The 13013-nt window shown below is 55.6% G+C and carries 15 protein-coding genes; 9 read left to right on the forward strand and 6 right to left on the reverse strand.

The features are described 5' to 3' along the window. The first annotated feature begins 20 nt into the window (after positions 1 to 20). The 7 genes from ACYVHX_RS29360 to ACYVHX_RS29390 all read left to right on the forward strand — a co-directional run bounded on the left by ACYVHX_RS29360 (position 21) and on the right by ACYVHX_RS29390 (position 4425). Entirely contained in the window at positions 21 to 872 is an 852-nt protein-coding gene (locus ACYVHX_RS29360; protein ID WP_460675291.1) for an HD domain-containing protein, read from the forward strand. A gap of 80 nt (positions 873 to 952) precedes the next feature. Then, positions 953 to 1891 (forward strand): glycerophosphodiester phosphodiesterase family protein, encoded by a 939-nt coding sequence (locus tag ACYVHX_RS29365; protein ID WP_460675292.1) that lies wholly within the window; start codon positions 953 to 955, stop codon positions 1889 to 1891. A 51-nt stretch (positions 1892 to 1942) separates the two neighbouring features. Then, entirely contained in the window at positions 1943 to 2587 is a 645-nt protein-coding gene (locus tag ACYVHX_RS29370; RefSeq protein WP_460675293.1) for a hypothetical protein, read from the forward strand. Continuing rightward, positions 2581 to 2979, forward strand: a complete 399-nt coding sequence (locus ACYVHX_RS29375) for a hypothetical protein (RefSeq protein WP_460675294.1) — start codon at positions 2581 to 2583, stop codon at positions 2977 to 2979. Before ACYVHX_RS29370 ends, ACYVHX_RS29375 begins: the two co-directional genes overlap by 7 nt. Before the next feature lie 154 nt (positions 2980 to 3133). Next, positions 3134 to 3697 (forward strand): Crp/Fnr family transcriptional regulator, encoded by a 564-nt coding sequence (locus ACYVHX_RS29380; RefSeq protein WP_460675295.1) that lies wholly within the window; start codon positions 3134 to 3136, stop codon positions 3695 to 3697. Between the two features lie 78 nt (positions 3698 to 3775). Further along, complete coding sequence (locus ACYVHX_RS29385; RefSeq protein WP_460675296.1) at positions 3776 to 4228, forward strand: DsrE family protein; 453 nt, start codon at positions 3776 to 3778, stop codon at positions 4226 to 4228. Between the two features lie 23 nt (positions 4229 to 4251). Next, on the forward strand, positions 4252 to 4425 hold the full coding sequence (locus tag ACYVHX_RS29390) for a DUF1059 domain-containing protein (RefSeq protein ID WP_460675297.1): 174 nt from the start codon (positions 4252 to 4254) through the stop codon (positions 4423 to 4425). Positions 4426 to 4507: 82 nt separating this feature from the next. Here the strand turns inward: ACYVHX_RS29390 and ACYVHX_RS29395 are convergent, their stop codons facing one another. Further along, positions 4508 to 5884 carry a Gfo/Idh/MocA family protein gene (locus tag ACYVHX_RS29395; RefSeq protein WP_460675298.1) on the reverse strand — a complete coding sequence of 459 codons (1377 nt, stop codon included), beginning with the start codon at positions 5882 to 5884 and terminating at the stop codon, positions 4508 to 4510. Between the two features lie 223 nt (positions 5885 to 6107). Between ACYVHX_RS29395 and ACYVHX_RS29400 the strand changes: the two genes are divergently transcribed. Next, entirely contained in the window at positions 6108 to 6857 is a 750-nt protein-coding gene (locus ACYVHX_RS29400; protein WP_460675331.1) for a 3-keto-disaccharide hydrolase, read from the forward strand. 84 nt (positions 6858 to 6941) lie between these two features. On the opposite strand, the gene ACYVHX_RS29405 is transcribed toward ACYVHX_RS29400, so the two are convergent. The 4 genes from ACYVHX_RS29405 to ACYVHX_RS29420 all read right to left on the reverse strand — a co-directional run bounded on the left by ACYVHX_RS29405 (position 6942) and on the right by ACYVHX_RS29420 (position 11593). Further along, positions 6942 to 7589 (reverse strand): hypothetical protein, encoded by a 648-nt coding sequence (locus ACYVHX_RS29405; protein ID WP_460675299.1) that lies wholly within the window; start codon positions 7587 to 7589, stop codon positions 6942 to 6944. A gap of 263 nt (positions 7590 to 7852) precedes the next feature. Beyond that, positions 7853 to 8467: an NAD-dependent epimerase/dehydratase family protein gene (locus tag ACYVHX_RS29410; RefSeq protein WP_460675300.1), complete on the reverse strand. Its 615-nt coding sequence runs from the start codon at positions 8465 to 8467 to the stop codon at positions 7853 to 7855. A 15-nt stretch (positions 8468 to 8482) separates the two neighbouring features. After that, on the reverse strand, positions 8483 to 10954 hold the full coding sequence (locus ACYVHX_RS29415; protein WP_460675301.1) for a TonB-dependent receptor: 2472 nt from the start codon (positions 10952 to 10954) through the stop codon (positions 8483 to 8485). Positions 10955 to 11134: 180 nt separating this feature from the next. Next, positions 11135 to 11593: a lipocalin/fatty acid-binding family protein gene (locus ACYVHX_RS29420; RefSeq protein ID WP_460675302.1), complete on the reverse strand. Its 459-nt coding sequence runs from the start codon at positions 11591 to 11593 to the stop codon at positions 11135 to 11137. A 150-nt stretch (positions 11594 to 11743) separates the two neighbouring features. Between ACYVHX_RS29420 and ACYVHX_RS29425 the strand changes: the two genes are divergently transcribed. Next, positions 11744 to 12514, forward strand: coding sequence for a TlpA family protein disulfide reductase (locus ACYVHX_RS29425; RefSeq protein ID WP_460675303.1), 771 nt, complete (start codon positions 11744 to 11746; stop codon positions 12512 to 12514). A gap of 18 nt (positions 12515 to 12532) precedes the next feature. Here the strand turns inward: ACYVHX_RS29425 and ACYVHX_RS29430 are convergent, their stop codons facing one another. Beyond that, positions 12533 to 12970, reverse strand: a complete 438-nt coding sequence (locus ACYVHX_RS29430; protein WP_460675304.1) for a DUF6526 family protein — start codon at positions 12968 to 12970, stop codon at positions 12533 to 12535. Positions 12971 to 13013: the final 43 nt, after the last annotated feature.

Here is a 13013-nt window from a genome sequence, read left to right on the forward strand (position 1 = left end):
ATTCGGAAGCCAGAAACGAGATGGTTATAAACGATAAACTTTACGGGTCGTTTGAGGTTCAGCCGGTTATCGAAGCGCTGGTGCGGTCGAAACCGTTCCAGCGGCTAAAATCGGTGCACCAGGGCGGAGCGATATTTTTGGTTGATCCTGAGCTGAATCACACCCGTTTTGAGCATTCGCTGGGCGTGTATTACCTCGTCAGCCGTTTTGGTGGATCGGTGGAAGAACAAATAGCGGCCCTGTTGCACGATGTTTCCCATACCGCTTTTTCGCACGTTACCGATTACGTTTTTGAGAATGCAGACGAAGACTACCACGAATCGATTTTTGACGAGCTGATCAACCAGTCCGAGATTCCCGCTATTCTGGAACGGTATGGCTTTACGCCGTCGATTCTGGCGGACGATTCCTACACGCTTCTGGAGTTGCCGCTGCCCGATTTGTGCGCCGACCGGCTTGACTATACGCTGCGGGATTTGTTTTACTTCAACCGAATTTCCGCCGACGAAATTCACTCATTTCTGGCCAGCCTTTTGGCTTATGAGCACAAATTCGTGGTGAATTCCCTCGAAATGGCGAATTGGATAACGAGGCAATACGAAATTCTAAACGCGGACTATTTCCGGAAAAAGGAACACGTTTATGCCAACACCCGGTTTGCGGAAGTACTCAGGCTGGCGCTTACGAACCATAAAATTACCCCAAATGATTTGCTGGGCGACGACGCTCAACTGATTGCCAAACTGCGGTCGGATGCGGAAGGACGGCGCGGGCTGGAGTCCATTCAAAAGCGGGAAGGGATCGAAACGTTTGCGCCGGATGCGGCCCCTCAATTTAAGAACCGAAGGTTGCAGCCGAGGGTGATTCATTAAGAAATTGTATCCAGCTTGCCGAAACCGGGGCAGAACCGTATTTTTACGGTTTTCCGAACTCATCCGAACCGCAACGGGTTATGCTGCGAATCCTCTGTTTCTTCGGCGTTTTCCTGGTCTCGTCGCTTGTACGGGCCCAGCAACCGCTGCACGTTCTGGCGCTCAGAACGCCCAAAGACCTGCACGGTTTTTTTCGGTGGACGGGCAGGGACATTCCGATCATCAGCGGCCACCGGGGCGGGAAGGTGACGGGTTTTCCGGAAAATTCGCTGGCGACGTTTGAAAATACGCTCCGGTACAGCCCGGCATTTTTCGAGATCGACCCGCGCCTGACCAAAGACAGCGTGATTGTGCTGATGCACGACGCCACGCTCGACCGCACCACCACCGGCACCGGAAAAGTGGCGGATTACACCTGGGCCGAACTCAAAAAGCTGAAACTCAAAGACGCGGAAGGAAACGTTACCGAACACCGCATTCCGACCCTGGCCGAAGCCATCGAGTGGGCGCGGGGCAAAACCGTCCTGAATCTGGACAAGAAGGACGTGCCGTTTCCGATGATTGCCGCCATCATCCGGGAGCACAGGGCCGACGCCTTCATGATGCTCACCGTTCACACGGCGGCCGAAGCGACCTACTATTTCAAGGACAACAAAAACCGGATGTTTTCGGCCTTCGTCAAAACGCCGGAAGCCCTGAAGGACTACGAAAAAGCCGGTATTCCATTCACGCAGATGATTGCCTACATCGGGCCGGACATCAAACCGGCAAACCGGCCACTGTACCAGCTGCTGAACGCCAAAGGGGTGATGTGCATGATCTCGGCGGCCCCTACCTACGACAAACTCAAAACCCCGGCGGAGCGGGCCGAAGCCTACCGCGCCATCTTTGCCGACGGCGCCAGCATCCTGGAATCCGACCTGCCCATCGAAACCGCCGAAGCCATTCGGGGGCTGATTCCGGCCAAAAGCGCCAAAGCCGTTTACTTCAAAAAAACCGTCAGCAGCGACCGGTTTTAACGAAATTGCGGAAAGTTGGCTTATCTTGAACCGGAATAAGTCCTCCGATGTATGCGCTCGCTTGCTGTCTTTTTAATGCTGGCCGTTGCCCAGCTAAACCGTCCGGTTGCGGCTCAGCAAACCAATCGGACGGCGCCGGAACGCATTCTTTGCAACCGGCTGCACTACCTGGTGGCGCTCAAGAAGCGGGTGGCTCAGAATCATTGGCCCGCTTACGGTAAACGGGCGATCGAAAACGAAGTACGGTTTTATACCGACCAGGGCATTTATCTGGTCCACCCGCAGAAACAGACGCTGAGCGAAACCCGTACCGAAGCCTGCGCCTGTCCCGGTTTTGTGCTTTTCCGGGTGAGCGATTCGCTGAATACCTCCTATCAGATGTTCACCAACTTTGCCGACGGGATTGCCGCCTGCAACGACGTGACGGTTTCCCGGCAGTATATTCCGGATGTGCCCGACACGGAAAGCTGGGCGATCATGGTCATTCACGAAATGTTTCACCAGTACCAGACCAGCCACCGCGCTTTTCAGCAACGGGCCGTCGATATGACCGCGGTGGGCTGTACCTGTCGGCCGACAGCATTCGGGCGATTTACAACGCATTTCCGGATTTCAAAAAAGCCGTCAATGAGGAAAACGACCTGCTGCTGGCCTGCCTGCAAACCGACCGAAAAACCGCCATTGATTCGATGCTGACCCGGCTGCTCCGGATTCGGAAAGCCCGGCTGGCAACGCATCAGAAGGCGACTGGTTTTGACCTGACCACCAAAGAGGAATTCGAGCAGATTGCCGAGGCCGGTACGCGCTACATCGAATACCACCTGTCCAATGATTTTAAACGATACCCCGTTGATACCCGGCTGGCAGCCGTCGACAGCAGTTACCGCGCCAACCAAGGTTTTGCGAGGTATTCGCTGGAAAAGGAAGGCCGGTACCTCTACAAGCTCACTTCGGTGTATTATTACGCGCTCGGTTTCAACAGCATCCGGCTCCTTGAAAAACTGGGCATACCGTTCAAAAACCGGATGTACGCCGAGCCGGATTACAGCTTTACGAAAGAGTTTGAACGGTATGTTAAGATACGGTAGTGGAACTTTAATAGTCACATTTTGAAGGCGTTAGCGTAAAGTATAGCATACATTCATTACATTTAGCGGCATTTGATGCGTAGACCGTCATGGAAAAAAGCGAGCGCTGGCGAAACTCCCCCTTTCTTTTATTGAACCGGCGCTCCGGCAGGAAATGATCGTGCATGGGAAGTTTATCACGGTCGGCAAGAACGATACGATTGTGCGTGAGGGGCAGTACCTGGACTTTTTGCCCATTGTTTTAAAAGGCGAAATCCGGGTTTTTCAGCAAAAGGAAGACCGCGAAATTCTGTTGTATTACGTGCGGGAAGGCCAGACGTGCATGATGTCGCTCTCGGCGGCCTATTTCAGCAACACCAGCACCGCCTACGGTGTGGCTACCCAGCCGTCCGAAGTGTTTGTTTTTCCGACCCGGCTCGTCAACGAATGGCAGTTGAAATTCCCGTCGTGGAACGCGTTTCTGATCCAGACCTTCCGCAGCCGCTACGACGAATTGCTGGGCTCGTTTGAAAGCGTCGCTTTCGATCCGATCGACAAACGACTGATGGCCTACCTGAAAAACCGTTCGCAAAAGGAGGCTGCCAGCCGAATAACCCTTTCGCATCAGCAACTGGCCTACGAACTCGGCACCACCCGCGTTGTGATTTCCCGCATCCTGAAAGACTTTGAACAGCAGGGAAAAGTCCGGCTTTTCCGGGGTGCCATTCAACTCAACTAAATTTGGGCTTGTGTATCTTTTGATACCGTTTTTTGGCGGTGTCGTGCTATAGTTTTGTCCTGACCACTACAAAACAGGATGAAAACGATTCTTTATGCCCTAACCGGTTTACTGTTCTCCGCAACCACGGCGTACACCCAGTCAACTACCACCTCCTCAACGCCTTCCAAAAAGATGAAATTCCTTATTCACGTTACCCAAAGCGAGGATCCGACCCGGGCCGCACTGGCTTTTCTGGTCGCCAAAACCGCCCTGGAAGAAGGGCATACCGTCAACCTGTTTCTGGCGGGCGACGGCGTCAAATTAGTGCAGGAGCAGGTGCTCAATCAGGCGACAGGCGTGGGGACCGGCAAACTGCGCGACCACTACGACGCCATTGTAAAAGGCAACGGGCGGTTTTTTCTGTCGGGCAATTCGGCGAAAGCCCGGGGCATGACGGAGGCCGATTTAGCTGGCAAACCCGCCGAATTTGCCCTGCCAGCGGTGCTGGTGCGGCTGGCGACGGAAAGCGATAAAGTTTTTACGTATTAACCCCTTCAAAACGCGACAAAGCTATGAAAACTGTCTACTGCCGGGACCTGGGCTTCGATTGTCCGGGCGTTGTGAAAGCCAACACGGAAGATGAACTGCTGCAACAGGTTGCCGAACATGCAAAAACTGCCCACGGCGTCACCGTGACACCCGAACTGGCCGAACAGGTCAAAATGCTGATAAAGGAAGACGCCTAAGGCTGGCGGATTACCAATCCGAAGGAGCGCTGGTCGGGACCGGCCACCCGGTCCCGACCAGCGTATGGTTTGGCCTTATTTTCTACCTTCGAAGATCCGCTACCTGCCAGCCGTCGCGGTACAGGCGGCTGAGGTATTTTTCGGCATCCGGATGGTTCGGAAACTTCATGGTTTCGGCGTCCCATTTGAGCAACTGCCCCGGCACCCGAATGGCCACAGTGCCCAGAATAATGGCCTCGGTCATGGGGCCGGACTGCGCAAAATGCGACTCGGTGGGGGGACCGCCCAGACAGGCATCCACGAAATGATGGTAGTGATTGCGGTCTTCCAGCTCCGGCGCTTTATAGTCTTTGAATTTCTCGTTCGGTAACAAAACCGGCATCCCGCCGTGCGGAATCAGCAGCGCCCCTTTCGTGCCGATCAGCATGGCCGATTCAGCCGGATACTCCTGCCCCGCATACAGCGCCCGGATTTCTTCCGGCGGGTAAAATTCACCGTCGAACCACTCCAGCGTCAGGGTGCGGGAGGTCCGTTTGGTGCCCGGAAACGTCCAGGTAATGTGATCGCCCTGCGGCCAGGTATCGCCCCGGCGTTCGGCGGAATCTTCCCAGGATTTCTGCACCTCGGCAATGACGGTTTTGGGCGCTTTCAGACCCAGCCCTTTCCAGACGGCATCGAAAATATGGCAGCCGATGTCGCCCGACCAGCCGGTTCCGAAATCCTGCCACGCGCGCCATTTGGTGGGGTGGTAAATATCCGGCGAGAAGCTGCGCCGGGGGGCGGTGCCGAGCCAGAGGTCCCAGTTCAGGGTCGAAGGCGGTTCCTGACCGTCGGCCGGGCGCGGTCCCACAAGCCGGTAATGTTCGACGGCTCCCGGGCGATTGGAGCAGAGGTACGCGTGTTTGACTTTGCCGATGGCTCCGTCCTTGATCCACTGCACCGCCGTCCGGTCGCCTTTGCCGGAGGCAATCTGGGTGCCGAGCTGGGAAACAACGCCCGCTTTGACGGCCGCTTCGGTCAGTACGCGGACCTCCACCACGTCGTGGCACATCGGTTTCTGGCAATAGACGTGCTTGCCCGCCCGGATGGCCTGAATCGCAATGGCGAAGTGATTGTGATCCGGCACCGTCACGTTCACCGAATCGATGGTGGCATTTTCCTTTTCGAGCAGTTCCCGCCAGTCGGTATAGGTCCGGGCCTGCGGAAAGGCTTCGGCGGCTTTTTTAAGCCGGTTTTCGTCTACATCGCAGAGGGCCACGATGTTTACTTTGGGGTGTTTGGCGAATTGTTGCAGATCGCCCCAGCCCATGCCGCCCACGCCGATGCAGGCGTGGTTGAGCCGGTCGCCCGGGGCGAGTTTGCGTTTCGACGCCTTGAGCGTTAGGGGAGGGGCCAGGGCGGTGGCCGCAGCCGCCAGCAGAAATTTCCGCCGGGATACGGTGAAGGGATTTTCGTTCATGTCTTAAGGATGCAGGTTTAGTGTAGTCATAAGACGAGCGGGTGCGGAAACTACCCGCAGGGTGCTCGCTGACAGCGTCTTGTAAATTTATCGGAGATTCCGGAATTTCCAACCGCCCGTAATTTGGAATCGCCCGCAACTTTAGCGTACCTTTCTCCATCAATCCTAAACCGCAGTTTTTATGATACGATTCGTCAGGAATTCGTCGCCCATGCGCTTTTTTATGTTGGTAATGGCCGGTTGTTCGGCTTGGATTTCGCGGGTGGATGCGCAGGTCGGTGTCGGCACCAAACCGCCGAAGGATGCCCAGGTGCTGTTCGACGGATCGCGCCAGCTGCTCGACTCGAAATGGACGTACTGGGAAGGCCCCCGGTTTGCGGGAACGTTGCCCATCAAGTGGACCATTGAAAAGGATCCGGCGGGCAACGGCACGGTGCTGAACAGCAACGACCCCACGGCGGCAGGCGGCAAATACGGTTCTGCCGACATTGTAACGAAACAGGCGTTCCGGGATTTTCGGCTGCACGTCGAGTTTTTTATCACCAAAGCGGGTGGCAATTCCGGGGTTTACCTGCAAAACCGCTACGAAATTCAGGTGCTCGACGGCGACACCACCTCGCACGGCATGGCGGCCGTCATCAACGAAACGCCCTCGCCGTACCACGCTTACAACGGCGTCGGCAAGTGGAACTCTTACGACATTGTGTTTCGGGCGGCCCGGTTTAAAGACGGAAAGCGCACCGAGAAAGCCCAGCTGACGATGTACTTCAACGGCAAAAAAGTGCACACCAACCAGCCGATCAATCAGGTATGGGGTGGGGCTAATTCGGGCATCGACGGTGGCAACGAAGGCGGCAAAGGCATTACGGACACACCGGGCGGTTTGAAACTTCAGGCCGAAGGGCACGATGTGCTGTACCGCAACATCTGGATCAAGGAACTGGACCTGAAAGACGCCCGGACCGATTTCTAGGCAAACCGGCCAACAAAAAAAGCGATGGACGTGACGCCATCGCTTTGTTCAGATGTGGGTTAGTCAGAAAGATTCGGCGATTGGTTAGTTGACAACCATCGTTTGGGTGGTTAAATACTGCATCAATTCGGTCGCGGAACGCAGCGCCGGACCGGCCAGGGCGTCGTTGAACAGCATATTGATCGGGCCTTCACCAAAATAAAGTCCGTCGGAAACCAGAAACGAAATCCGGACCACGTCGGTGGCGGGGTGGGGGCGCCGGGCGCCGTTCCAGGGCCCGATTTTGGACACAATGGAGATGCTGTCCTGAAACAGATTGTTCGTCAGAGCGTTTGAGTCGGCGGTGGCCGTTTCCCAGATCAAAACTTTCTCGCTCTGATTGAGGTAGCGGGCGGTTCCGTCCTGATACGAAGCCAGCACATCCAGGCCGTCTTCTAGGCCAAGCTCGATGATCACGGCCAGCAGTTCGCGTTTCAGAACCGGCTGTCCGTTGGTCCGCAGGCGGTGGCAGGCCAGCAGTTTCGCCCGGGTTTCGAGCTCGTCGTCGGCGGCAATGTGCTGCAGGTCGTCGGTGGTGGCCCGCTCGGAGAATAAGGTGTTCCAGGGGGATTCCGCCGGTTGCTCCATCTTGCTTTTGTACAGACCAACCTGATCGCAGAACAATAATTCATACACCAGGTTGAGGGAATCGTCGCCGTAAGGCCGGGAGGAATTTGCGAGAGAATGTGCCATTAGTCAGTGTGTTTCGTTTAACTGTTGACCAAAGGTAGGCACACAAACCCGGGTCAGACAGGCCGACTTGGTAACTGGTCGGTTTGAACCAATAAGTAGTCCATTCGTCTGGCAAATGGTTTCAAAACCGTCGGACTGCGTTGCAAAAAAAACGGAATTCGGCCTCAGGAAATCCGGAAAGCGGCGTTCCAGCCCAACGCCCCGACCGCTTTCCGGCTGGAGACGGTTCCGTCCTCCTCGGCTACATTATAAACACCCGGTTTTCAGTGCGCAAGGGCCAGCCGGGCGGCTTCTGCCGCGGCATCGACGTGAACCGCCCCGCCCGCGGCTGGTTGGTCAAAACCCGTACCGGGGCCGTAAAACCGGCCGTAACGCAGCACGATGCCCGCCAGCGGGGCCGTCAGCACCTGCTGCTCCAGGCTGATGACGCCACGGGATTCGGGGTTCAGGGGCGACTCCTCCGTGTAGGGCTGCGAACCGGGCGCGTAGGCAAAGGCAATGCTCTGGGCGATCATCCGGTGCGCTCCGGCCCGGACGGCAGCAGTCACCAGATTTCGGGTGCCAACCTCCCGGAGGTAGGCATTGCGCACCAGCGCTTCGGGGAGTTGGGCGGGGTCTAGGCCCGGCGGCAGATCGGTCAGCTGGTGGATCACCAGGAAGGGCTGCACGTCCGCAACAACGCGGTTCAGCCGTTCTGCGTCAAACACATCCACCACCACCGGCTGAATGCCCAGGGCGCGAAGCAGGGCGGTTTTTGCCGCCGATCGGGTCGTGCCGATCACGTCCCAGCCATCGGCCACCAGCAGCCGGCTCAGGCGCTGGCCAACCGCCCCCGTGGCACCCGCCAGGAAAATGCGCCGGTTTTGCCCCGGGCTCACGGCTGATCCGTTGGCCTAATAACTGTCTTCACCCACATCTTTCGTTTTCTTCTTGGCCTGCCGCAGACGGTAATTGAAAGTCAGGTTAATCTGCCGCAACCGGCCCTGCGAGTTGTTTTCGGTGTAAAAATTGCCGCCTTCGGTGATGGAACGAAACCGGCGCGAATTAAACACGTCGATCACGTTGAGCGTCAGCGTGGCGTTGTTTTTCAGGATGTCTCTGCTGACGGCAAAATCCAGCGTTGCAATGGCTTTGCGCCGGCCCTGGGGCGTCAGCTGGGGCGCTTCGTAATTGGCCCGCAGCTGCATGTCGGTTTTGTTCCAGAGGGTCAGCCGGTTATTGGCCCGGACAAACCAGCTGTACGTGTCGCTCTGGAAATCGGTATCCAGGTTGTTGCCGTTGGTGATGGCCCGGAAAAAGTTGAAACTGCCGTCGAGCTTCCACCATTTGAAGAACGCGTACGAGGTGGTGAATTCAGCACCGTAGGAATCTTCGGTGGCCAGGTTTTCCGGGCGGGTGTTCGCGTTGCCGTTTTCGTCCACCCGGCGAATCCGGATGATTTTACCGGTGGTGTAGCGGTAATACAACGACGACCCGATCGAGCCTTTCCCCAGATACTTGATGTGACCGATTTCGAAGGCGTCGGTAAATTCCGGATTCAGGTCGGGATTCCCGCTGAAGAAATTGCGGTTGTCGCTGAAGGTCATGAACGGACTCAGATCGTTGTAGGTCGGTCGGCGCACCCGGCGGCTGTAGCTCACCTGCAGGGCATTCTGCCGGGGCAGGTCGTAGGTGACGTGGACGCTCGGAAAGAGGTTGGCGTAACTGCGCGGATTGACGTCGTTGGTTTGGCGCAGCGTTGTCGTCACATCCGTCCACTCGGCCCGCAGCCCGGCCTGGTAGGAAAGCTTCCGGGTTTTGTTTCCAATAATGCCGTAGAGGGCGTTGATGTTTTCTTCGTACAAAAAATCGTTGGTCAGGCCCGGCAACGGTACCCAGCCGCCGTCCGGGGTTTGCTGGCGAACCCAGTAATCGTTGGTCATGTCGCGTAAGCTGCTCCGCAAACCGGCTTCGAACTTGCCGTCTTTCGCAAACGGCTGCACGTAATCGATCTGCACCAGAAACTGCTTCTCGGTTTCGTCGTTGATCGAACGTTGCAGGGTGTTGGGCAGTGCAGACGGTTTTCCGTCGGGCAAGACCGTCCGCTGGCCAAAATACTGATCGGATTTCTCCCAGTTGTCGAGGTAGCGTACATCGGCGGTCAGCTCGTGACCCGGGCGTTTGAACGAGCGTTTGTAGGTCAGGGCATACTCCGAGTTGGGCTCGGTTTCGGTTTCGTCCTGGGTGCGGTACGTGATGCTTTGCGGGTTGCTCAGGCTGCCGATGTAATCGCGGTAGCGGATGTCCGTCAGCCGTTTTCCCTTGCTGATTCGCCAGGTATACGAGCCCGTCAGGACGTTTTTCTCGTTGAAAAAATAATCGATCCCGGCCCGGGCGTTGTTGTTCTGGCCTTTGAGTTTACTGGTCGAATTCTGCTGGGTCAGAAAGGTGGAATCGTTGCGATAAACCTCCTGATACTGTTCGCTGCGGCCGGGCGTGTTCCGGTAGGAGGCCGTGTAATTGACGAAAAAGTTCAGGTTTTTGCGCCGGTAGTTGACGTTGGCGGCCAGGCCGTAGTTGGCCGGGTGGCCCAGAATCACATCAAACGAGCCGTTGAAGCCTTCCTTTCGTTCTTTCTTCAGCACAATGTTGATGACCCCGCCCATGCCTTCCGCTTCGTAGCGCGCCGAGGGGTTGGTAATTACTTCAATCCGTTCGATCATGCTGCCCTGGAGTTGCTGCAAACCGCTGCCGCCCTTGATGCTGACCAGACCCGACGGTTTTCCATCGATCAGAATCCGGACGCTGCTGCTGCCCCGCAGGCTCACATTTCCTTCCACATCGACGGCCACCGACGGCACGTTGCTCAGAATATCGACGGCCGTTCCGCCCGCGTTGGCGAGGTCCTTGCCGACGTTGAAAATTCGTTTATCCAGCGAAAATTCCATCGTGCTTTTTTCGCCCTGCACCACCACTTCATCCAGCGTGCTGGCCGAAGCCGCGAGCTTGAGGGTGCCGATGTCGAGCGGAGAATTTTCCCGGCTCAGCCGGATACCCGGTTTTTTCAGCGATTTGTAGCCGATAAATTCCAGCAGGGCGTAGTAGTTTCCGGCAGCCGCATCCACCGAGAATTCACCGGTTTCGGTCGTGATGGCCCCCGCGACAAACGAGCTGTCGGCCTGTTTGAACAGCCGGACGCTGGCAAAAATGAGGGGTGCATTGGACTGGGCATCCAGCGCCTTTCCTCTGACTTTCAGCTTGCCGTCCTGCGCTTCCGCAAGCGTACTGGCCAGGAGCTGAAACAGGAGGCCAATCAACAGAACAAAACTGTACTTTTGGAAGGAAAGGGAACGCATGCGCCTGGGGATCGTAAAGGGTTGATTCATTCGTTGTGATCTTGTTAGGTCAATAAAGCCGGGAGGGCGCCTTTTTTACTTTGCGCCGATGAATCGAAGCGTAGGCTTTCGGTCCGAACAGGGGTAGAGATGGGAGCTGCGGCTGTCAGCCGAAGGGTGATGCAAAAATAGGATTTTTTGGGAATTTGATGCAAAATAAAATAGCGCCGGTCAGAGCGGTTTCAGGCTGGACCGGTGTTTCTGCAAAACCGGATCGGTGGCCATTAGCGCCGAAATCTGTTCGAGGGTGGCGGACGAAAGCCGGGGTGTGCGGCTGATGATGTCGACGCCTTCGGGGGTGAACAGCGTTTTCGAAAACCAGATGACGGCCCACTGCCCGGCGGGGTCGAGCAAGGCTACTTTCCAGGTGCTTTTGGCGAAGAATAAAAGGCCTTTTCCGCGCCAGACAAACGTGGTTGCGTCGGTTTTGTCCGGGTAATCAAAACCGGTGATGGTTTTCGCTTTGCGGTTTTTCAGGTACTTTACTTCATCAAGCAAAACCGGCCCGTTCTTTTTCTGAACGATGGTGTAGGTAAACGTTGGGCCGGTTTTGTCGCCCTTCAACCACATCGGGAAATTGGTGCTGCAAATAAACCAGGTTCCGGCCAGGGTGTGAAGAAGGGTTTTCATGCGTAAAACGAGTCGATCTGATTTTCGGTAAAAAGGATACCTTCGGGGCGAGTCGATTGTTTAAAACAATGCTTACGTTTAGCATGAAACTCTAAATCGGACAGCAGTGAAAAGGGAATCATACAGGTAAAATTCTAACCAGCTTGGATGATGAAGGAAATACGGAGCCTGATTTTCGCGTTGATTGCGCTGTCGTGCTCGCAGCAAAAACCGTATGGGGATCCGGTGACGGACCCGGCTGCGGCCGTGCGGGATATGGACAGCTTCTTACGGTACCGGCAAAAACACGTGAAATTATACGAGGATTTTAACGCCCTGGATGCCACTTCCAGGGTGATTCCGAAAGACCGTTTTTTGCGGCAGATTTCCAGCGGGAAGTTTTTTCCGGTGCGCCTGCAATCCACGGATTCGTCGGTTTATTACCGCTTGTACGCCCTGGGCGAGTCGGTAAATCAGGATATTAAAACCGTCAGCAAATACTGGGGACTGGAAGAATACGAGCATTTTCAATGGGAAGGCAAACCGCTGCCGGCTTACGAATGGGTGGATCAGAATGGAAAGCGGTACACCAATGAATCGACCAAAGGGAAAATTCTGGTGCTGAAATGCTGGTTTATCAATTGCCTGCCCTGCGTTCAGGAAATGCCCGCGCTGAACGAAATAAAACAAAAATACGAGGGCCGGAACGATGTCCTTTTCGTGAGCCTGTGCCTGGATGCGCGCGACAAAATTGATGCGTTCTTAACGAAAAAGAAGTTTGACTACGCCGTGGTTTCCGACCAGAATACCTTTCTGACCGACCAATTACAAATCAACTCGTACCCCACCCATTTTGTGGTTGGCAAAAACGGGGCAGTTGTCAAAAAAGTCGGTCATTATCAGGGCATGGTGTACGCGCTGGAAAAAGAACTGGCGCGCTGACTATGAATTTTAACTACGCTATACCCGCATGTGATCGGGTTGCCAGTTGGTGATTGCTTTTTTGATGGCGTCGGCACTAAGATTTTCGGTCAGCGCCCGTTGCACCAACCCGGGGAGTTCGTCATCCGACGCAAACCGCAGAGCGGCAATCTGGCCGAACGAAAGCCGGTTTTCCAGTAATTCCAGCCGCTGGTGCGTCAATACGTAATACCGAAACCGCATTTCCAGCCGTACAATGCGGTTCTGGTTGTTGAGGGCGTAATGTTGCCGCAGCATGAGGGCCAGCCAGATGATCAGAACCAGCAGCGCGGTCAGAAAGGCCCAGATGCGCGCGGACTCTTCCGCCCGAAAACCGTAGTAAATACTGAAACCCAGGAGAACCAGGGCGACGGGATAAAATACAAAATGGTGGGGAGGGTAATAGCGAACGTGGTTTTCGTAATTTTGTGTTTTCATCGGGTCAATGGAACGTTGGAGGCAGCTTTCCTTGTAAAGAATA

Source organism: Larkinella ripae (assembly GCF_054780775.1).